At 65.1% G+C, this 19,538-nt stretch carries 18 protein-coding genes; 4 read left to right on the top strand and 14 right to left on the bottom strand.

Annotated features, from left to right (window positions below; all coding sequences use genetic code 11):
• Positions 1-34: 34 nt before the first annotated feature.
• Genes A9971_RS11705 through A9971_RS11695 form a run of 3 tightly spaced genes read right to left on the bottom strand, consistent with a single transcriptional unit; the run spans position 35 to position 5,279 of the window.
• Positions 35-3,121: an efflux RND transporter permease subunit gene (locus tag A9971_RS11705; protein ID WP_183000629.1), complete on the bottom strand. Its 3,087-nt coding sequence runs from the start codon at positions 3,119-3,121 to the stop codon at positions 35-37.
• Positions 3,118-4,188, bottom strand: coding sequence for an efflux RND transporter periplasmic adaptor subunit (locus A9971_RS11700; RefSeq protein ID WP_053148452.1), 1,071 nt, complete (start codon positions 4,186-4,188; stop codon positions 3,118-3,120). Before A9971_RS11700 ends, A9971_RS11705 begins: the two co-directional genes overlap by 4 nt.
• Positions 4,185-5,279, bottom strand: a complete 1,095-nt coding sequence (locus tag A9971_RS11695) for an efflux RND transporter periplasmic adaptor subunit (RefSeq protein WP_011058616.1) — start codon at positions 5,277-5,279, stop codon at positions 4,185-4,187. The genes A9971_RS11700 and A9971_RS11695 overlap by 4 nt, the downstream gene beginning before the upstream one ends.
• Positions 5,280-5,553: 274 nt before the next feature.
• Between A9971_RS11695 and A9971_RS11690 the strand changes: the two genes are divergently transcribed.
• Positions 5,554-6,750: an AAA family ATPase gene (locus tag A9971_RS11690; protein WP_011058615.1), complete on the top strand. Its 1,197-nt coding sequence runs from the start codon at positions 5,554-5,556 to the stop codon at positions 6,748-6,750.
• Positions 6,751-6,989: 239 nt separating this feature from the next.
• Here A9971_RS11690 and A9971_RS11685 read toward each other — a convergent pair whose 3' ends face one another.
• From A9971_RS11685 to A9971_RS11635, 11 genes are all read right to left on the bottom strand, one after another.
• The gene (locus A9971_RS11685; protein WP_015633733.1) at positions 6,990-7,874 is read right to left on the bottom strand and encodes a transporter substrate-binding domain-containing protein; all 885 of its coding nucleotides are present in this window, start codon (positions 7,872-7,874) and stop codon (positions 6,990-6,992) included.
• On the bottom strand, positions 7,871-8,653 hold the full coding sequence (locus A9971_RS11680; RefSeq protein ID WP_183000628.1) for an amino acid ABC transporter ATP-binding protein: 783 nt from the start codon (positions 8,651-8,653) through the stop codon (positions 7,871-7,873). The genes A9971_RS11685 and A9971_RS11680 overlap by 4 nt, the downstream gene beginning before the upstream one ends.
• The gene (locus tag A9971_RS11675; protein ID WP_183000627.1) at positions 8,650-9,309 is read right to left on the bottom strand and encodes an amino acid ABC transporter permease; all 660 of its coding nucleotides are present in this window, start codon (positions 9,307-9,309) and stop codon (positions 8,650-8,652) included. The genes A9971_RS11680 and A9971_RS11675 overlap by 4 nt, the downstream gene beginning before the upstream one ends.
• Positions 9,290-9,955: an amino acid ABC transporter permease gene (locus A9971_RS11670; RefSeq protein ID WP_011058611.1), complete on the bottom strand. Its 666-nt coding sequence runs from the start codon at positions 9,953-9,955 to the stop codon at positions 9,290-9,292. Before A9971_RS11670 ends, A9971_RS11675 begins: the two co-directional genes overlap by 20 nt.
• 471 nt (positions 9,956-10,426) lie before the next feature.
• Positions 10,427-11,209, bottom strand: a complete 783-nt coding sequence (locus tag A9971_RS11665) for a MetQ/NlpA family ABC transporter substrate-binding protein (protein ID WP_011058610.1) — start codon at positions 11,207-11,209, stop codon at positions 10,427-10,429.
• 407 nt (positions 11,210-11,616) lie between these two features.
• Positions 11,617-12,549: a sigma 54-interacting transcriptional regulator gene (locus tag A9971_RS11660; protein ID WP_011058609.1), complete on the bottom strand. Its 933-nt coding sequence runs from the start codon at positions 12,547-12,549 to the stop codon at positions 11,617-11,619.
• A gap of 57 nt (positions 12,550-12,606) precedes the next feature.
• Positions 12,607-13,188, bottom strand: coding sequence for an alpha/beta hydrolase (locus tag A9971_RS11655; RefSeq protein WP_011058608.1), 582 nt, complete (start codon positions 13,186-13,188; stop codon positions 12,607-12,609).
• A gap of 423 nt (positions 13,189-13,611) precedes the next feature.
• Positions 13,612-14,013: a biopolymer transporter ExbD gene (locus tag A9971_RS11650; protein WP_011058607.1), complete on the bottom strand. Its 402-nt coding sequence runs from the start codon at positions 14,011-14,013 to the stop codon at positions 13,612-13,614.
• Position 14,014: 1 nt separating this feature from the next.
• Positions 14,015-14,740 (bottom strand): MotA/TolQ/ExbB proton channel family protein, encoded by a 726-nt coding sequence (locus tag A9971_RS11645; protein WP_011058606.1) that lies wholly within the window; start codon positions 14,738-14,740, stop codon positions 14,015-14,017.
• Between the two features lie 55 nt (positions 14,741-14,795).
• Positions 14,796-15,611, bottom strand: a complete 816-nt coding sequence (locus tag A9971_RS11640) for an energy transducer TonB (protein ID WP_011058605.1) — start codon at positions 15,609-15,611, stop codon at positions 14,796-14,798.
• Positions 15,612-16,122: 511 nt separating this feature from the next.
• Positions 16,123-16,986: a LysR substrate-binding domain-containing protein gene (locus tag A9971_RS11635; protein ID WP_011058604.1), complete on the bottom strand. Its 864-nt coding sequence runs from the start codon at positions 16,984-16,986 to the stop codon at positions 16,123-16,125.
• A gap of 108 nt (positions 16,987-17,094) precedes the next feature.
• Here A9971_RS11635 and A9971_RS11630 point away from each other — a divergent pair, with 108 nt between their 5' ends.
• From A9971_RS11630 to A9971_RS11620, 3 genes are read left to right on the top strand one after another with little or no spacing between them, the layout of a single operon-like run.
• Positions 17,095-17,757 (top strand): ankyrin repeat domain-containing protein, encoded by a 663-nt coding sequence (locus tag A9971_RS11630; protein WP_183000626.1) that lies wholly within the window; start codon positions 17,095-17,097, stop codon positions 17,755-17,757.
• 28 nt (positions 17,758-17,785) lie between these two features.
• Positions 17,786-18,247, top strand: coding sequence for a nucleoside deaminase (locus tag A9971_RS11625; RefSeq protein WP_183000625.1), 462 nt, complete (start codon positions 17,786-17,788; stop codon positions 18,245-18,247).
• A complete protein-coding gene (locus A9971_RS11620) occupies positions 18,234-19,439 on the top strand; it encodes a CynX/NimT family MFS transporter (RefSeq protein WP_183000624.1) in 1,206 nt (401 codons plus the stop codon). The genes A9971_RS11625 and A9971_RS11620 overlap by 14 nt, the downstream gene beginning before the upstream one ends.
• The last annotated feature ends 99 nt before the right edge of the window (positions 19,440-19,538 follow it).

The following is a 19,538-nucleotide window of genomic DNA, read 5'->3' as shown; positions in this document are numbered from 1 at the left end:
CTGGCAAGCCAGCCCCTACGGAAATAGCCAGCGCCTATGAGGCCGTGGGCCGGGTGCGCTCGGTGTCCTTGCTCGGTTCCTTGATCTTGTACCAGGCCACGTACAGCGCCGGGAGGAACAGCAGGGTGAGCAAGGTGGCAACGATGATGCCGCCGATCATGGCGTAGGCCATCGGCCCCCAGAACACTTCCCGGGCAATCGGGATCATCCCCAGGCTGGCCGCCGCCGCGGTCAGCAGGATCGGCCGCCGTCGATGGTGGGTGGCTTCCAGCACCGCGTCCCAGGGGTGATAGCCCTCACGCTCGTATTCGTCGATCTGGGTCACCAGGATCACCGAGTTGCGGATGATGATGCCGATCAGCGCCAGGATCCCGAGGATCGCCACAAAGCCCATGGGCGTGCCCGTGGGCACCAGGGCCAGGACCACGCCGATCAGCCCCAGGGGCGCCACGCTGGCCACCAGGAACAGCTTCTGCACGCTGTGCAGCTGGATCATCAGGAAGGTCGCCATGAGGAACAGCATCAGCGGCACCACCTTGGCGATCGGCCCCTGGGCCTTGCCGCTTTCCTCCACAGTGCCACCGGTGGCCACCGAGTAGCCGGCCGGCAGCTGCGCGGCAAACTGCTCGATGTCCGGCTTCAGTTGCTTGACCAGATCCGTGGGCTGGATCGCGTCGCGCACTGCGGCCTTGATGGTGATGGTGGGTTTGCGGTCGCGGCGCCACACCAGCGGCTGCTCCAGTTCGTAGCGCACCGTGGCGAAGGCCAGCAGCGGAATCGAAGTGCCGTTGGGGGTGACGATCTGCAGGTTCTGCAGGGTTTCCGGGGAGCCGCGCTCGTTGTCGTCGGCGCGACCGACCACGTTGATCAGGTAGATGTCGTCATGCACCTGGGTCACGGTGGAGCCGCTGACGATGCTGTTCATCAACTGCGCCACGTCTTCGGAGGACAGCCCCAGTTGCCGCGCCTTGTCCTGGGCGATGTCGATGCGCAGCACTTTGCCGGGCTCGTTCCAGTCATAGATGATCTCGCCAATGTGCGGGTTCTTGTCCAGCTCGGTGGCCAGTTCGATGGCGTGCTTGCGCACCTGGTCGATGTCCTTGCCACTGACCCGGTACTGAATCGGCCGCCCCACCGGCGGGCCCATTTCCAGGGCCTGCACATAGCTGCCGATGCCGACGAAATCTTCCCGCAGGCGTTTCTGCAAGCGCTGGGTCAGGGCCGTGCGCTGCTCCAGGCCCTTGCTGACGATCACCAGCTGGGCGTAGTACGGGTTCTGCAATTGCTGGTCCAGGGGCAGGTAGAAACGGATCGCGCCCTCGCCGATATAGGTGCTCCAGCGCTCGATGTCCGGGTCGTCCTTGAGGGTGGCCTCCAGGCGGTCCACGGCCTGGCGGGTCTCGTTGATCGAAGCGTTCTGCGGCAGGTTGAGGTCAACGAGGATCTCCGGCCGGTCCGATGACGGGAAGAACTGGTTCTGCACGAAACGCATGCAGAACACCGAAGCCACGAACAGCAGCACGGTGATGCCGATGGCCCACCAGCGGTTGCGCATGGCCCACAGCAGGCCACCATTGAAGGCGCGACCGATGCGCCCCGGCTCATCGGAATGGGGTTTGACGTTGGTGCTGAGGATGTGGATGCCGATCACCGGGGCAAACAGCACCGCGACTATCCACGACACCAGCATGGCCACCGCGATCACCGCGAACAGGGTAAAGGTGTACTCACCGGCAGAACTGGCGTTGAGGCCGATGGGCACGAAGCCGGCCACGGTCACCAGGGTCCCGGTGAGCATGGGAAAGGCGGTGGAGGTGTAGGCGAAGGTCGCTGCCTGCTCCTTGCTCTCGCCCTTCTCCAGCCGCGTGACCATCATTTCCACGGTGATCATCGCGTCATCCACCAGCAGCCCCAGGGCGATGATCAGCGCCCCCAGGGAGATCCGCTGCATGGTGATGCCGCTGTACTCCATGAACACGAAGACCATGGCCAGCACCAGCGGAATCGAGCAGGCCACCACCAGCCCGGCGCGGACCCCGAGGCTGATGAAACTCACCACCAGCACGATGATCACCGCCTCGAACAGGGCACTGGTGAAACCGCCCACTGCCTCTTCCACCACCTCGGCCTGGTCGGAAACCTTGTGCACCCCGACGCCCACCGGCAGGTCGGCGGTGAGCTGGTCCATGCGGGCGTGCAAGGCCTTGCCGAAGTCCTGGATGTTGCCGCCCTTCTTCATGGCGATCGCCAGGCCGATGGCCGGCTTGCCATTGAAGCGGAACAGCGGCGTGGAAGGGTCGACATAGCCGCGGCTGATCTCGGCGATGTCCGCCAGCCGGTAGAAGCGGTCGTTGAGCCGCAGGTTGACCGTGGCCAGGTCCTTCTCCGAGGCGAACTGCCCGGACGTGCGCACCGAGATGCGCTCCGGCCCAGCCTCGATCACCCCGGCCGGGGTCACCGCGTTCTGCGATTGCAGGCTCTGCAGGACCTGGCGCTGGTCGATGCCCAGGGCCGCCAGCTTGCGGGTGGAGAAGTTCAGGTAGATGACTTCGTCCTGCTCGCCGACCATCTCCACCTTGCCCAGGTTCGGCACTTCGCGGATCTGCGCCCGTACCTGCTCCACGTAGTCGCGCAGCTGGCGCATGCTCAGGCCATCGGCGGTGAAGGCGTAGATCGAGCCGAACACATCGCCGAACTCATCGTTGAACCCCGGGCCCTGCAAACCCTGGGGAAAGTCGCCGCGGATGTCGTTGATCTTCTTGCGTACCTGGTACCAGATCTCGGGGATGTCCTTGGCACTGGTGGTGTCGCGCAGGTAGACGAAAACCGTCGATTCGCCGGGGCGGGTGTAGCTTTTCACGTAGTCGAGCGAGTCCAGCTCTTCGAGTTTCTTCTCGATGCGGTCGGTGACCTGCTTCAGGGTTTCTTCCTGGGTCGCACCGGGCCAGCGGGTCTGGATGACCATGGTCTTGATGGTGAAGGAGGGGTCTTCCTCGCGCCCCAAATTCATGTAGGAAAACACGCCCATCAGCAGCGCAACGAACATCAGGTACCAGACGAAGGACTGATGCTTGATCGCCCACTCGGACAGGTTGAAGCTCCCTTTGCTGTCGGGCGTCATTGTGCGCGGTCCTCATCGATTTTGACTTTCTGCCCCGGCTTGAGGCTGTTGACCCCGGCACTGACCACCCGCTCGCCGGACTTGACGCCGTGGCTGATCAACGCCGAAGCGCTGTCGCGGCTGAGCACCGTGACCTCGCGCGGAGCCACCGTCTGGCTCTGGGGGTCGACGACCCAGATCCGGGTCTGGCCCTGCACCTCTTGCAGGGCGGTCAGCGGCACCTCGGTGCGCGGCTCGATGGCGGTGCTCAGGGTCACGCTGATGGCGGTGCCCAGGCGAAAGGCCTCGGGGGTGTCCTTGAGGGTCAGGCGCGCACGGCGGGTACGGGTCGCGCTCTGAGCCTGGGGCTCGATCTCGCGCACCGTGGCAGTGGTGTTGATGCTTGGGTCCAGCTGTGCCGCGACCTTGAATTCCACACCGGCCGGCAACTGGTCCACCAGGCTGGCCGGCAGGTCGATCACCGCTTCCTTGATCTCCGGTCGGGCCAGGGTCACCACTTGCTGGCCGGCGGTCACCACCTGCCCGGCCTCGGCGTTCCAGGCGGTGATCACGCCGCCGTGATCGCTGCGCAGTTCGCTGTAGTTGAGCTGGTCCCGGGCCTGGCGCACCGAGGCCTTGGCCTGGTCCAGGGAGGCACCGGTGGTCTTCAGGTCGGTCTGGGCGATGTCCAGTTGCGCCTGGGCGCCCACGCCGCGATCGAACAGTTCCTGCTGGCGCCTGGCATTGGCCTGGGCGTTGATCCACTGCGCCTCGACCTTGGCCAGGTCGCCCTGGGCGGCCCGCAGCTGGTTCTGCTGGTCGGTGGGGTCCAGAGTGGCCAGCAAGTCCCCGGGGCCCACTTCGGCACCGACATCGACATTGCGGTTGGCAATGCGCCCCGGCACCCGGAAGCCCAGGTTGGTCTCGTAGCGGGCCTGGATGGTGCCGGCAAAACGCCCCAGGCTTTCCTCGGCCTGGGGCGCCACCCGGAACGACAGCACCGGGCGCACCGGCTCCGGCGCCGGCTCTTCCCTGGAGCAGCCCAGCAACAAGGCGCTGGCACACAACAACGGCAGCAGGCGCTTCATGGCTGTGCTCCCTGGTCGCTCGTTTGCGAGGCGATCTCCACGAACATCCCCGGGTGCAGCAACTGCCCACCCGCCACCACCACTTTCTCGCCGCCCTTGAGGCCGTCGCTGATGATCACCTTGCCGGTGAGGTAGCGCCCGACCTTCACCGTGTGCAGGGCCGTCTTGCCGTCTTCGCCCACCAGCCACACGGCAGGCTCGCTGAGGTTCTTGGTCAGGGCCGACCAGGGCAGCACCACACTGGCCTTGCCATGGGCCCGGGCGGTGGCGCTGACCACCGAGCCCAGGTCCATGCCCGCCGGCAACGAATCGAGCACCACCTTGACCTGCACCGTGCCGCTCTGGGCCGAGACCACCGGCGTCACCTCGCGCACCTTGCCGGTGGTGGTCACCTTGGGGTTGTCCAGCAGGCTGATGTGAATGGTTTCCTGGCCCGGTGGCTGCATCAGCAGCGACTCGTAGACGTTGAACACCGCATCGCGCTCGCCATCCCGGGCCAGGCTGAAGATCGGCACCGTGGCCTGCACCACCTGGCCGACCTCGGCCTGGCGCGCGGTGATCACCCCCGGAGCCTCGGCCACCAGCTCGGTGTAGCTCAGTTGCTCGCGGGCGTTGGCCAGTTGCGCCTGGGCCGCGCTCAGGGCGCTCTGGCTGCTGCGCAGGGCGGCCTGGGCCGAATCGTATTCGCTCTGGCTGGTGTAGCCCTTGGGCAAGAGCTTCTGCTGGCGGACAAACGCCGCGCCGGCCTGCTTGACCCGGGCCTGCTCGGCGAACACCGAGGCCGCGGCAGAATCGACATTGGTCTGCAGGTCCTTGGGATCGAGCTTGGCCAGCACCTGTTGCGCGGTAACCCGATCGCCGACATCGACCATGCGCTGGATGATCTTGCCGCCGACGCGGAACGACAGTTCGGTCTGCACCCGGGCCTGGACGTCACCGGTCAGGGTCACCGAAGGGGCGAAGTCACTGCTCTGCACCTCCAGGATGCGCACCCGCGGGCGCTCCTTTTCCCCGGGCTTTTCCGCCCCGCAGCCGCCAAGCAGCAGCAACAGGGTCAATCCCACTATCCACTTCGAATTGAACGCAGCCATGCAGGCTCCTTTTGCGTGATGCTGTCTCGCCAGTGACGTTACGACTGTGAGCTTAGAACAGGGTTCAACCGCTGCACGCCAGTCTCATCAGAGAGGGTTTCGGTGGCGCGGAGCTTGCTCCCACTGGCCGGCCGGCACCCCGGGGCGCAGCAGCCGCAACGGCCCTCGACGCGCTCTATCCTGGCAAGCACAACGTCGGTTTCGAGGGCCGCCGCAAGCAAGCTGCGGCTTCACAAATCAGGCACACTGCGCACCACGCAACAGGAGACCCGGCATGCTCAAGACCCTGGCGGTGGCCAACTACCGCTCCATCAACAAACTGGTAATTCCCCTGGGTCGGCTGAACCTGGTCACCGGCGCCAACGGCAGCGGCAAGTCCAACCTGTACCGCGCCCTGCGCCTGCTGGCGGAGACCGCCCAGGGCGGCGTGGTCAACGCCCTGGCCAAGGAAGGCGGGCTGGAATCGACGTATTGGGCCGGGCCGGAACAGATCAGCCGACGCATGAGCCAGGGCGAGGTGCCGATCCAGGGCGGGCCGCGCAAGGCCGCCAGACGCCTGCAACTGGGCTTTGCCGGTGAGGACTTCGGGTACGCGATCAGCCTGGGGCTGCCGGATTCCAGCGGCCATTTCATGTTGCCCGGGCACAGCTCGCCGATTGCCTCGCGCTTCACTCTCGACCCGTGGATCAAGCGCGAGAGCATCTGGGGCGGGCCCCTGTACCGCTCGGCCAGTGCCCTGGTGGACCGCCAGGGCCCGATGATACGAGCCCGTGCGGGCCGCCAATGGGAGGTGCTGGCGCAGCACACGAGCAGCGGCGACAGCCTGTTCGACCGGGTGGGCAACCTGAGTTCATCACCCGAGGTCCTGCATCTGCGCGAGCAGATCCGTGGCTGGCGTTTTTATGACCACTTGCGCACCGACAGCCAGGCACCCGCGCGCCGACCACAACTGGGCACCCGCACCCCGGTGCTGCACCATGATGGCCGGGACCTGGCCGCCGCGTTGCAGACCATCATCGAAGTGGGCGATCAGCAGGCATTGCACGAAACCATCAGCGATGCCTTCCCGGAGTCGCGGCTGGAGATCGATGCCGTTCCGGGGGGGCTGTTCGGGGTGCAGTTCTATCAGGAAGGCCTGTTGCGACCGTTGTCGGCCGCGGAACTGTCCGACGGCACCTTGCGCTACCTGTTGCTGGTAGCGGCCCTGCTGACCCCACGACCACCGACCCTGATGGTGCTCAACGAACCGGAGACCAGCCTGCACCCGGACCTGTTGCCGGCCCTGGCGCGCCTGATCATTCGCGCCTCGCAGCAGTGCCAGGTGTGGGTGGTGTCCCACGCCCGGCGGCTGATCGCAGCCTTGCAGCAAGACCCCGAATGCAACTGCATCGTGCTGGAGAAACAACTGGGCCAGACCGGCATCGTCGGCCAGCGCATGCTGGACGAACCGGCGTGGAACTGGCCCGATTGACCCCTCCCCGCCGGCCCCGACTGCCATGCCCCCCGTAGGAGCCAGCTTGCTGGCGAAGAGGCCCTCAAGCCCCGCACCGTCCTCGCGGACGCCTTCGCAGGCAAGCCAGCTCCTACAAGGCTCAAACGCAATACGCCCACCGTAGGAGCCAGCTTGCTGGCGAAGAGGCCCTCAAGCCCTGCACCGTCCTCGCGGATGCCTTCGCTGGCAAGCCAGCTCCTACGCGGAGGGAGGAGGGATCAGCCCTGCCACTTGCCGCCTTCGACAATCACGCTCTCGGGCTTGGTGTCGTCGCTCAGTTCCTTGCGCACGTACTGGTCATACAGCTTGAGCAGGTATTTCTCTTCGCCCAGTTTGGCCAGTTCGGCATTCACCCAGTCCCGCAGTTCGATGTTGCCTTTCTTCACCGCCGGGGCAATCGGCGCCTGTTCGCCCAGGGTCTGGGGCAATACGCGGTAGCCCGGGTTCTGCTTGGACCAGCTGAACAGAATCAGGTTGTCCTGGGCATAGGCGTCGCCACGGCCATTGGCCAAGGCTTGCAGGGACTCGGTGTTCTTCTCGAACTTGAGCAGTTTCCAGTCCGGGTGGTTCTGGGTCAGCCAGATGTCCGCGGTGGTGCCGGTGGTGACGATGGTGGTGCGGCTCGCCAGGTCATCCAGGCTCTTCACTGCACTGCCTTCGGGCACCAGGGCCTGCACCGCCACCTTGAGGTTGGGGTTGGTGAATTCCACCGCTTCCTTGCGCTCCGGAGTCACGGTCATGTTGGCCAGGATCAGGTCAACCTTGTCGCTCTGCAGGAAGGGAATGCGGCTGGCCGGTTCCACGGCGACGAATTCAACCTTGTTCTCGTCCCCCAGCAGGTCCTTGGCCAGTCGCCGGCCGATGTCGGTATCGAACCCCACATAGCGCCCGGTTTCATCGACGAAACCGAACGGCGGCTTGTCGGTGAACACGCCGACGATCAGCTTGTCCCGGGCCTTGATCTTGTCCAGGTAGCCGGCCGCCGGCGCGGCGCTGGCAGCGGTGGCCGCAGGCTTGGGGGCCTCGGCAGATTTATCGCAGCCGGCCAGCAGGGCCAGACCGAACAGCGGCAGTAACAACAGCGAAGACTTGGCAGTTTTCATAAGAGCTCCAGTTCCTTTTTAGGGGCTTTCTTGGGCAGTGCTTCAACGAAGGAGAACTTCTCCAGGAACTGCTGCGCGCGTGCGCTCTGCGGGTTCGTGAAGAAAGCCTCGGGGGTGTTCTGTTCCACGATGCGCCCGCCGTCCATGAACACGACACGGTCGGCCACGGCCCGGGCGAAGGCCATTTCATGGGTGACGATCAACAGGGTCATGCCGTCGCGGGCCAGGCCCTGGATCACTTCCAGCACTTCCTTGACCATCTCCGGATCCAGCGCCGCGGTGACCTCGTCGAACAGCATCACCTGGGGGTTCATGCACAACGAACGGACGATGGCGATGCGTTGCTGCTGGCCGCCGGAAAGCTGCCGGGGAAAGGCCTCGCGCTTGTCCAGCAGGCCCACTCGTTCCAGCAGCGCCTCGGCCTGGGCCCGGGCTTCCCGGGGCTCGCGCTTCTGTACCTTGAGCGGCCCCAGGAGGATGTTGTCCAGCACGTTCATGTGGGGAAACAGGTGATAGCTCTGGAACACCATGCCGATCTGCTGGCGCACCTGGCGCCAGTCGGTGGCGGGGCTCAGCAGTTCGCGCCCGGCAAAACGCAGGTGGCCGCTGTGGGCGGTTTCCAGGCCGTTGAGGCAGCGCAACAGGGTGCTCTTCCCGCAGCCGCTGGGGCCGAGGATGACGATCACCTCACCCGCCGCCACGCAAAGGTCCACTTCCTTTAGCACCTGCTGCGGGCCGAAGAACTTGTTGAAACCCTGGAACTCGATCAATGCACTCATGCTTGCGTCCAGCGCCGTTCCAGCACGCGGGAGGCGGCCGACAACGGGTAGCAGATAAAGAAGAAAAACAGAAACAGCACGCCGTAGATCAGCACCGACTCGTAGGTGCGCTCGATGATCTGCTGGCCGACCTTGATCACGTCCACCACGCCGATCAGCACTGCCAGGGAGCTGGTCTTGATGATCCGCGTGTAGACGTTGATGGTCGGTGGCGTCATGCGTTTCAGCGCCTGGGGCAGCAACACGTAGCCGTACAACTGGGTACCGGAAAGGCCGATGGACAGCCCTGCCTCACGCTGGCCTCGAGGCAGGGACTGCAGCGCCCCGCGCACCACCTCGCCGACCTCGCTGGCGCCCCACAGCGACAGCACCAGCACCGCGCAGGTGAAGCTGGGAATGCTAATGCCGAAGAAGATCGGAAAACCGAAGAACAGCAGGTACAGCCAGACCAGCACCGGAATCGCCCGGAACAGCTCCAGGTAGATCCGCAGCGGCACGTCCAGCACCTTGCGCTGCAAGCTGCTCAGCACGCCGTAGAGCACGCCGCCCAGGGTGCTGAAGGCAATGCTCAGCAGGGAAATCGACAAGGTCTGCGCAGCGCCCCGGGCCAGTTGCGGCAAGGACACCAGCAATAACTCAAGACCCGAACTGGCCATGTTGCAGCCTCCTTTCCAGACGGCTGAGCAACAGCGACAACGGCAGGAACAACAGCACGCAGATCAGCGTCAGCACCGCGAGCATTTCGTAGGTCTTGTAGTACAGGGCGATGTAGCTCTTGGTGGTGTAGAGAATTTCCGGCACCGCCACCGCCGAGACCACGGTGGTTTCCTTGAGCAGGAAAATGAAATTGGCGAACAGCGACGGCAGGCTGAGGATGCCGGCCTGAGGCAGGATCACGTAGCGCAGCAACTGCCACTGCGACAGGCCGATGGAGCGCCCCGATTCCAGCTGCGCCTGGGGCACGGCTTCCACGCCGGCCCGCAGCACTTCGGTGAGGTAGGCACCGCCGAGAAACGTCATGGTGATAATCGCCGCAGTGAAGCCGGAGACCTTGATCCCCAGGGCCGGCAAGGCGAAGTAGACGAAGAACAGCTGGATCAGCAGCGGCGTATTACGCGCCAGCTCCACGTACAGGCCAATCAGCCGGTGCAGATAAGGGGTGCGAAACACCAGGAGCGTGGCGTTGATCAGGGCCACCAGCAGGGAAGTGCCGATGGCGATCAAGCCGACCTGCAGGGTCACCCCCACGGCCTTGAGAAAGGCCGGCAAGGTGCTGAGGATAAAAGCGTAATCGAGGGTCATTGAAAGTCCTGGACGCCGCTGGGGTACAGCGGCGGTGGTGCAGTCCATGGGGCGATGGGTAACCGCCCGGCTGCCGCGACTTTATAGCTATAAAAAGCAGAATTTAAATACCGTTAAGGCATATTGATATCACCCAAAAACCTAACCCGCGGATTTGCCGGGCTGGCGCCCAGCTACTACCTTCTCTGCCGGGCCTGCCGGGTTCTTTCGCGCTCGAACAGCCCCACTGGACGCTGCACTTCTCAAGGACGACCACCATGGCCGATGCAAAGACCCCGCAACCCCTGGACCCCCATGAACTGATGAAATGGCTGGCGGCCCTGCGCCGGGCCACCCAGCCCACCGCCCAAAACGCCCCTGTGTAGGCGCCGGCTCCTACGGTTTTTTCGGGCGCAATAAAAAACGCCGACGCTGCGATAGCCGTCGGCGTTTAAACCTTGAAGGGGTTTGTCGCGTCAGTAGCCTAGTTCATCAGAACGCCGGCAGTACTGCGCCGCTGTATTTTTTCTCGATGAAGGCTTTGACTTCCGGGCTGGTCAGGGCCTTGGCCAACTTCTGGATGGCCGGGCTGTCCTTGTTGTCCGGGCGGGCCACCAGGTAGTTCACGTAAGGCGAATCGGAACCTTCGATGATCAGCGCATCCTTCGCCGGGTTCAGGCCGGCTTCCAGGGCGTAGTTGGTGTTGATCATGTCCAGGTCAACCTGGTCCAGGACCCGCGGCAGCATGGCCGACTCAAGTTCCTTGAACTTGAAGTTGTGCGGGTTCTTGGCGATGTCCTTGGGCGTGGCCACGGCGTTCTTCGGGTCCTTGAGCTCGATCAGGCCGGCCTTCTGCAGCAGGATCAGGGCGCGGCCGCTGTTGCTGCCTTCGTTGGGGATGGCGATGGTTGCGCCATCTTTCAGCTCGGCCAGGGTCTTGACCTTCTTCGAGTAACCGCCGAAAGGTTCGACGTGCACGCCGATCACGGTTTCCAGGTGGGTGCCTTTGCCTTCGTTGAAGCTTTTCAGGTAGGGCAGGGTCTGGAAGTAGTTGGCGTCCAGGCGCTTCTGGTCGACCTGCACGTTGGGCTGCACGTAGTCGGTGAAGACCTTGATTTCCAGGTCCACGCCTTCCTTGGCCAGGGTCGGCTTGATCAGCTCGAGGATCTCGGCGTGGGGCACCGGGGTCGCGGCGACCACCAGCTTCTCGCCAGCCTGGGCGATACCTGCGCTCAGGGCTGCCGCCAGTGCGGTGAACAACAGAACTTTTTTCATGCAAGGTCCTTAGGTTTCGAGGTCGACGACGGCTTCAAATAGGGAACTGATCGAGGTGCCAGTGAAGTGCCACTGCTGGCGTGAGGCGGACAATACCGAGATTTTTTATTCCCGAACAATATCTTTTATTCACGTTCATATTCCATTTTGTTCATACAGCCTCCCGGCGCTCTAGCCTGCGATTTCCCACCTGCCAGGCCAGCCTTGGTAGTAGCCGGCTTGCCGGCGAAGAGGCCCTCAGGCCTTGCATCGCCCTTGTGCACGCCTTCGCTGGCAAGCCAGCTCCTACGGGTCGGATTTGAAATCGTCTTGGTAGGAGCCGGCTTGCCGGCGAAGAGGCCCTGAGGCCTTGCATCACCCTAACGAACGCCTTCGCTGGCAAGCCAGCTCCTACGGTGGCCGGGGTTTCAGGTCAGGGCGGTGCGTTGCAGCAACTGGTGCAGCGCCTGGCGCTCGACAGCGGATCCGATCTCGGCGATCTGCTGCAACAACTGCTGGATCTGCTCCAGCGGCGAGGGCGTCGGCGGCAGGTTGAGGTGCTCGGGCAGTATCTCCTCGCCGCTGCTGACCAGCAGCGCAAAGTGGATGACGTTCTCCAGCTCCCGGGTGTTGCCCGGCCAGCTGTGGCGATTCAGGGCCTGCTGCGCGGCTTCGCTGATCAGCGGCACCGGCAGGTCCAGGCGCTGGCTGTAGATGCCGAGGAAGTATTCGGCCAGGGACTCGATGTCTCCCACCCGTTCCCGCAGCGCCGGCAGCTCCAGCTGGCCTTCGCTGAGGTAGCGATACAGGCGCTCGTGAAACTTGCCCGCCGCCACCGCCTGGGCCAGGTCGATGCTGGTGGCCGCCACCAGGCGCACGTCCACCGGGCTCGGTTGCTGGGCGCCAACCCGGGTCACTTCGTGGTTCTCCAGGGCGGCCAGCAGCTTGGTCTGGATCGGCAGCGGCAGGTCGCCGATTTCATCCAGGTACAGGGTCCCGCCGTTGGCCGAGCCGAACCAGCCGGCGCGGCTGCTGGCCGAACCGCTGAAACTGCCGGCGGCATAACCGAACAGTTCGGCGTCGGCGTAGGTCGGGCTGATGGCGCCGCAGTTCACCGAGACGAACAGGCCACTGCGATCGCTGGCACGGTGGATGTGCCGGGCCAGCAGCTCCTTGCCGGTGCCGGTTTCGCCACGGATCAGTACCGAAACCGAACGCGGCGCCAGTTGCTCCAGCTCTTCGCGCAACTGCCGCGAGCGCGGGTCGACGAACACCAGCGCCTTGGCGCGGATGCTCAGGGGGCTTTTCTCGGCATCGGGGAAGGTCAGCAACGGCTGACCGAATGGGGTATGGGCACTCATGGCAGGCTCCCGCCCCAGACCGCCGGGGGACGGGGCGTTTAAACGAAAAAAGGACGATCAGGCACGACGCAGGGCGTGTTGTTCCATGCGGTTCTGCAAGCGGTACAGATAGGCGAAACCCTGCTCCCAGCGATGGTGGCCGGACTTGACGTTGATATGGCCGGCGCCGGCCAGGATCCCGGCTTCGGCGCCCCAGTCACGGGCCAGCTCCAGGGCCCGCGGCGCGCTCACGGCACTGTCGTTATCCGAGCTGACCACTTGGCTGGGGAACGGCAGCAGGTGCCGGGGGATCGGCGCGAAATTGCGCAGCGCCGGGGCACAGGCCGGGCGCTCGACGTCCGCCGGGGCCACCAGCAACGCACCGCGCACCTGGCGCAGGGCCGCTACGGGCGCGCGCGCGGCCCAATGAGCCACGGTAATGCAACCCAGGCTGTGGGCAATCAGGATCACCGGAGTGTCGTCGGCGGCAATGGCCTCGGCCAGGGCCGCCACCCAATCTTCGCGGCGCGGCGTCAGCCAGTCGGCCTGCTCCACCCGCGCGCTGTTGGGCAGGCTGTTCTGCCAGTGGGTTTGCCAATGATCTTCTGGCGATCCTTGCCAGCCCGGCACAATCAAGTAGCGAATGGATTCGTTGCGCATGGGGAACTCTCCTGCTGCGTGTCTGTTCCCGGACGAGTATAGGGAGGGGATTTATATTCGTTAAGGAATAAGAAGCTATTTATTAATACCTTAAACGAATATAAAACTTCCCCCCGGCCTCCGTAGGAGCCGGCTTGCCGGCGAAACGGCCCGCAAGCCTTGCACCGCACTCAAGGACGTCTTCGCTGGCAAGCCAGCGCCTACATCTGGCGCGATTACGGCGGTGTTCTTGTAGGAGCCGGCTTGCCGGCGAAGGGGCCCGCAAGCCTTGCACCGCGCTCAAGGACGCCTTTGCTGGCAAGCCAGCGCCTACGGCTGGCGCGATTACGGTGGTGTTCTTGCGGGGGCTTTTTCGCCAGGCAAAAAAAAGGCCGCACCCTGCCAAGGAGACGGCCTGAAAAGTCGTGGCGTTGTTGCTCGGTCTCAGCGCGCGGTAATCACCGACAGTTTGGTGATGCCCGCACGCTCGATGGACGCCATGGCTCGGGCCACTTCGCCGTAGTTGACGCCATCGTCGGCCTGCAGCTGGACCCGCACTTGCGGGTCCTTGGCCTTGGCCGCTTGCAAGTTGGTTTCCAGCAGGTCCGGCTGGATCTCGTCCTTGTTGATAAAGAGTTTGCCGGCACCGTCGATGCTCACCACCAGCGGGTCTTTCTGCTCCACCGGGGCCACGGCCTCGGTCTTGGGCAGGTTGATCGGAATGGCGTTGGTCAGCAGCGGCGCGGTGACGATGAACACCACCAGCAGCACCAGCATCACGTCCACCAGCGGTGTGACGTTGATCTCACTCAGCACTTCATCGCTGTCTTGGGTGGAAAAGGCCATGTCAGGACGCCTCCTTCACTTTTTGCGGGCTGCCCTGGGCCGCGGCCTTGTGCACGCTCGGGTGGATCAGCACGCGGAAGGAGTTCTTCTGCGCCAGGCTGTAGAAGTCGTGGGCGAAGTCGTCCAGGTCCGCGGCCGTGAGCTTCAGGCGCCGCAGGAAGTAGTTGTAGACCAGCACCGCCGGCACTGCGACGGCGATCCCCACCCCCGTCGCCACCAGGGCTGCGCCAATGGGACCGGCCACGGTTTCCAGGCTCGCCGAACCAGCAGCGCTGATGCCTTTCAAGGCTTCCATGATCCCCCACACGGTGCCGAACAGGCCGATGAAGGGCGAGGTGCTGCCGATACTGGCAACCACCGCCAGGCCGGTTTCCAGGGAACGACGCTCACGCACGATCTGCTGGCGCAGGGCACGTTCGAGACGGTCCTGGTGGTTGATTGCCTGGCTCAGGTCCGCCGCGTGGGGCGCTTCGCCAACCTGGATCGCCGCATAGCCGGCCTGGGCCACCCGGGCCGCCGCGCCGGGCTGGGTTTCACTCAACGAGGCAGCGGAGTCGAGACTGGACGCTGCCCAGAACTGATTGTGGAACTTGCGATCCTGGGACTTGAGGCGGGCGAACTGCACGCCCTTGACCAGGGCCAGGCCCCAAGTGGCGACGGAGAAGACCACCAACAGCCAGATCACCGCGCTTTCGATGGATTCCAGTGGAGATGCCAGTAACGTCATGATGTGTTCCCTCTGTGTAAGCGTTTAGCGCGTGTTGGTTGATCGGCCTTGCGGCTCAATGAATCTTGAAATCTATGGGTACGCTGACCCAGCCGTCCTGGGCCACGTCGCCCTGCTTGGCAGGGACGAAACTCCAGCGCTTGACCGCGGCCAGGGCGGCGTCATCGAGTTGCTGGCGACCACTGCTCTTCTGGATCTGGATCTCGCCTGGCTTGCCGCTGGCCAGTACATGCACCCGCAGCAGCACCGTGCCTTCCCAACCGCGACGCTGGGCCAGCGACGGATATTCCGGCGCCGGGTTCTTCAAGTACGCGGCATTCGCCGAAGCCGGGGTCACGGGCGCCGGGGCCGGTGGCGCGGGCGGAGCCGGAGCGGCTACCGGGGCCGCGGGCTGTGGCGGCGCCGGAGTCTGCTGCACCGGTTTGGGCGCAGGTTTCGGCTCGGGCTTGGGCACCGGCTTGGGTTTGGGTTTGGGCACCGGCTTGGGCGGTGGCGGCTTCACGGCCAGCTCGTCCTCCACTGGCGGTGGCGGCTCCACCACCGGCTGTACCGGCTGTGGCGGTGGGGGCTCGACCACCGGCGGCGCCGGGCGCGAGAACTCGATGGTCATGGGCGGGATTTCCGGCGGTACGATCGGCAGCACCGGGGTAGGCTTCTGGCTCAGCCAGTAGATCACTGCCGCGTGCAGTACCAGGGCCGCGGCGCCGAGGATGATGGCCTCACGGCGACGCAATATCCCCTTGGGCGTGCGTTGCAAACGCAATTGGCCCAGCGGCAAGCGGTGAGGCCGGCCGAGGTCGACCAACTCGCCGCTCGGTGCCTGGCGCCACAGCACCTCGTGTGCACTGGCGGCGGTCTGGACATTGCCCATGGATTCACTCCCTACGATCTTTTGAAAAACCCGGCACCGGCGTTTGAACTGCCCCCACGCAACGGTGCCGCGGGGTCAATGATCAGTGCCCCGTGCTTATCTCTTAAAGTAATCTTTCAAGTTATAGATAGATCGAAATCGAATACCTGATTTCGCGAAAAAGCCCCAGGCCCCGTGGTTCAAGGGCTGCAGCCAAGAGGGAAAAACACCATGCCTTGCGGGCATCGAAAATATTCCCGCAAAGCATCGAAACAAGACGCTTGGCGGAGGATGGAACAGCTCTCCAAGCAGCAGCGCCCCCTCAAGATCAGCCCTTGCGCTGCTGAACAATCTTGTGAAGGGGCATTCCAGGGCCGCTGGGGCACTGTGCTACCGGCATGAGGCGACGAGATCCCGGCGGCCGCCTGTTATCGAACGCGCGACGGCTAGGCGAAGCTGTTCCGCAACTCGCCCCCCGGATGATCGGCCTGTACAGCCCTGGTGCAGACGAACCTGGCCAACCAGCAGACAGTTATCGCCTGGCCACTTGCGGCTTGACGCTTGCCACTGCCCGCAACTGTTCCTGTAGCTCCTTGCCGGCCCGGCTCAAGCCACTGCCGGCGTACAACGCCAGCCGCACGCCCTGGATGTCCGGCAAACCGCTGTCGGCGTCGAGCACGCGATGCCCCTTGCCCAGCACCCGTACCGGCAACAGGCTGATGCCCAGGCCCGCCGCCACCGCCGAACAGACGCTGGCCAGGCTGGCGCTGGAATAGGCGATGCGCCACGGCCAGCCTCCGACCTCCAGGTGATGGAGCATTTCCTGGCGGTACAGGCCGCCCACCGGGAACGCCACCAAAGGCAGCGGATCGCGGCCAAAGGCGGGCTGGCGAACGCTATCGACCCAGCACAGCGGCTCGGGCCAGGAGTCCACGCAGTCATCGCTGTGGCCCATCTGCTTGACCAGCAGCAGGTCGAACTCACCCCGCCGGTACTGGCGCAACAGCTCAGGGCCCAGGCCGCTGCTGACCTCCAGGCGCACTGCCGGGTAGTCCAGGCCAAAGCGCGAGAGCATGGGCATCAGGCGCTCGGCGGCGAAATCTTCCGGCACCCCGAGGCGCAGGACTTCTTCGCCGCGCTGGTTGACCAGCATATCGCTGGCCTCTTCATGCAGCGCCAGGATGCGCCGGGCGTAGGCCAGCAGCCGCTCGCCCTCCACCGTGGCCACCACCCGGCGCTGGTCACGGTCCAGCAACTGGCAGCCCAGGCTCTCTTCCAGGCGCCGCACCTGCTGGCTCACAGTGGACTGGGTGAGGTGCAGGCGCTCGGCGGCGCGGGTGAAGTTCTGGCTGTCGGCGACCGCGACAAAACTGCGTAACAACACCGGATCCAACATGTTGACCTACCATCCTGACTGCCACTGGTTGGCATGATTATATTTAATTTCAGAATACCCAGGGCCATCACCATACTTCCCTTTCATCAGCCGGAACGGGAGGTTCTCATGCAACTCAAGCGTTTTCTCAAACGCGGCCTGATCGCCGCCGGCCTGTTCACTGCGGGGGTGGTCATGGCCAGCGATGGCGCGTTGCTGGAAGCGGTACGCAAGGGGCAACTGCAACAGGTGCAACAGTTGCTTGAGCAAGGCGCGGCGCTCGATGGCCGTGGCCTGGACGGCAGCAGCCCGCTGCTGGTGGCCACCCGGGACAACCGCATCGACATCGCCCGGGCGCTGATCGAGGCCGGGGCCGACGTCAACCGCAAGAACCTGATCCAGGACAGCCCCTACCTGCTGGCCGGCGCCAGCGGTCACAACGAAATCCTCAAGCTGACCCTGGCCCACGGCGCCGACCTCAAGAGCACCAACCGCTACGGCGGCACCGCGCTGATCCCGGCCTGCGAACGCGGCCACGTGGAAACCGTGCGCCTGCTGATCGAGGCCGGCGTCGAGCTGGACCACGTCAACCACCTGGGCTGGACCTGCCTGATGGAAGCCATAGTGCTGTCCGACGGCGGCCCGGTGCACCAACAGATCGTCGCCCAACTGATTGCCGCCGGCGCCAACCTGAACCTGCCGGACCGTGCCGGCCTCAGCCCGTTGCAACAGGCCGAGCGCCGTGGCCAGGGCGCCATCGCCAAGCTGCTGCGCGATGCCGGCGCTGCCTGAGCCCGCCCCTCTTTTGAAGGAACCTTGCATGCACGACGATCAACACTACCTGCAACAGGCCGTGGCACTGGCCCGGCGCAATGTCGAACAGGGCGGCCGCCCGTTCGGCGCATTGCTGGTGCACAACGGCCGGGTACTGGCCGAGGCGGTGAATGAAATCCACCTCAGCCAGGACCCCACCGCCCACGCCGAGATGCTGGCCATCCGCGCCACCAGCAGGCAATTGGGCCCGCGCCTGGATGGTTGCGTGATCTACGCCAGCGGCCAGCCCTGCCCCATGTGCCTGGCCGCCATGTACCTGTGCGGCGTGTCCCGCGCGGTATTCGCTGCCAGCAATGAGCAAGCTGAGCCGTTCGGCCTGTCCACCGCGGCCATCTACCAGCAACTGAGCAAGCCCCTGGAAGCCCAGCGCCTGCCGGTGCTGCACCTGCCCCAGGCAGCGATGAGCGCCCTCTACCAGGATTGGCAGGAGCGTCATGCAGCGAACTGAATCCACCTTCCAGCGCTGGGCCGGCTGGGCCCTGCTGGTGTGCCTGGGGCTGAACCTGCGGCCCATCCTCAGCTCGGTCAGCCCGCTGCTCAACGAGATCCGCGGCGCCACCGGCATGAGCTTCCAGAGCAGCGCCTGGCTCACCAGCCTGCCGGTGATCTGCATGGGCCTGGTGGCCTTGCTCGGTGTACGCATCGAAGCCCGCCTGGGCGAGCGTCGGGGCGTTTCCCTGGGCTTGCTGCTGGTGCTGCTGGCCTGCCTGGTGCGGCTGTTCTTCGGCCAGGCCGCGGCCTTGCTCGCCACCGCCCTGCTCGGCGGCGCCGGGGTGGCCTTGATCCAGGCTCTGGTACCGGCGTTGATCAAGCGCCAGTTCCAGCAGCGCGTAGCCCTGGCCATGGGCGTCTACTCGGCCTCGCTGATGGGCGGTGGCGGCATTGCCGCCCTGCTCAGCCCGCAGGTGGCCAGCCACTTCGCCAACTGGCAGGCGGGGCTTGGCGTCTGGCTGCTACCGGCGATGGCGGCGCTGCTGCTCTGGGCCTGCCTGCCCCTGGGGGCCGGCCGCCGCAACGGCAGCCCGGCTCCCCTGGCCGGGCTCTGGAACAACCGCCGCGCCTGGCTGCTGGCGTTGTATTTCGGCCTGGTGAACTGCGGCTACATGAGCATGGTCGCCTGGCTGCCGGCCTACTACCTGCAGATGGGCTGGAGCGCCAGCCAGAGCGGTTCGCTGCTGGCCTTCATGACCCTGTTCCAAGTCAGCGCCGCCCTGCTGATGCCGGCCCTGGCCCAACGCAGCAGCGACCGCCGCCCGCTGCTGGGCATCAGCCTCGCGGCCCAGGCCGCGGGTTTTCTCGGGCTGGTGCTGTGGCCCTTGCAGAGCCCGCACCTGTGGGTGGCGCTGATCGGCTTCGGCCTCGGAGCGTGCTTTGCCCTGAGCCTGATCCTCACCCTGGATCACCGGCGCGACCCTCGGGAAGCCGGGCAACTGGCGGCTTTTGTCCAGGGCGTGGGCTTTCTGATCAACGCCGTCTCGCCATGGCTCAGCGGCTGGCTGCGGCAAGTCACCGGCAGCTTTGTCAGCGCCTGGTGGGTGCTGATCGTGGGTGTCCTGGCGATGCTGCTCCTGACCCGGATCTTCAGCCCCGCCAGCTATCAGGCCCGGGCCCAGCTCGATACCGCGCCCCAACCGGCCTGACACCGGCCCTCCAACCCACCGCCTGCCAGCACGGCAGGCGGCGTTCTTCATGTCGCCACAGCACCACTATCCTTCTCGACCGGCTAAGATCGCCCGCCA

This window comes from Pseudomonas sp. UME65, assembly GCF_014170225.1.
Lineage (GTDB): Bacteria > Pseudomonadota > Gammaproteobacteria > Pseudomonadales > Pseudomonadaceae > Aquipseudomonas > Aquipseudomonas protegens.
The sequence above is the reverse complement of the archived record's forward strand: the minus strand, read 5'-3'. Positions and strand labels throughout refer to the sequence as shown.

Coding starts and splice junctions, on each gene's coding strand:
- A9971_RS11705 (WP_183000629.1), bottom strand. CDS start 3,121: ATGACGCCCGACAGCAAAGGGAGCTTCAACCTGTCCGAGTGGGCGATC.
- A9971_RS11700 (WP_053148452.1), bottom strand. CDS start 4,188: ATGAAGCGCCTGCTGCCGTTGTTGTGTGCCAGCGCCTTGTTGCTGGGC.
- A9971_RS11695 (WP_011058616.1), bottom strand. CDS start 5,279: ATGGCTGCGTTCAATTCGAAGTGGATAGTGGGATTGACCCTGTTGCTG.
- A9971_RS11690 (WP_011058615.1), top strand. CDS start 5,554: ATGCTCAAGACCCTGGCGGTGGCCAACTACCGCTCCATCAACAAACTG.
- A9971_RS11685 (WP_015633733.1), bottom strand. CDS start 7,874: ATGAAAACTGCCAAGTCTTCGCTGTTGTTACTGCCGCTGTTCGGTCTG.
- A9971_RS11680 (WP_183000628.1), bottom strand. CDS start 8,653: ATGAGTGCATTGATCGAGTTCCAGGGTTTCAACAAGTTCTTCGGCCCG.
- A9971_RS11675 (WP_183000627.1), bottom strand. CDS start 9,309: ATGGCCAGTTCGGGTCTTGAGTTATTGCTGGTGTCCTTGCCGCAACTG.
- A9971_RS11670 (WP_011058611.1), bottom strand. CDS start 9,955: ATGACCCTCGATTACGCTTTTATCCTCAGCACCTTGCCGGCCTTTCTC.
- A9971_RS11665 (WP_011058610.1), bottom strand. CDS start 11,209: ATGAAAAAAGTTCTGTTGTTCACCGCACTGGCGGCAGCCCTGAGCGCA.
- A9971_RS11660 (WP_011058609.1), bottom strand. CDS start 12,549: ATGAGTGCCCATACCCCATTCGGTCAGCCGTTGCTGACCTTCCCCGAT.
- A9971_RS11655 (WP_011058608.1), bottom strand. CDS start 13,188: ATGCGCAACGAATCCATTCGCTACTTGATTGTGCCGGGCTGGCAAGGA.
- A9971_RS11650 (WP_011058607.1), bottom strand. CDS start 14,013: ATGGCCTTTTCCACCCAAGACAGCGATGAAGTGCTGAGTGAGATCAAC.
- A9971_RS11645 (WP_011058606.1), bottom strand. CDS start 14,740: ATGACGTTACTGGCATCTCCACTGGAATCCATCGAAAGCGCGGTGATC.
- A9971_RS11640 (WP_011058605.1), bottom strand. CDS start 15,611: ATGGGCAATGTCCAGACCGCCGCCAGTGCACACGAGGTGCTGTGGCGC.
- A9971_RS11635 (WP_011058604.1), bottom strand. CDS start 16,986: ATGTTGGATCCGGTGTTGTTACGCAGTTTTGTCGCGGTCGCCGACAGC.
- A9971_RS11630 (WP_183000626.1), top strand. CDS start 17,095: ATGCAACTCAAGCGTTTTCTCAAACGCGGCCTGATCGCCGCCGGCCTG.
- A9971_RS11625 (WP_183000625.1), top strand. CDS start 17,786: ATGCACGACGATCAACACTACCTGCAACAGGCCGTGGCACTGGCCCGG.
- A9971_RS11620 (WP_183000624.1), top strand. CDS start 18,234: ATGCAGCGAACTGAATCCACCTTCCAGCGCTGGGCCGGCTGGGCCCTG.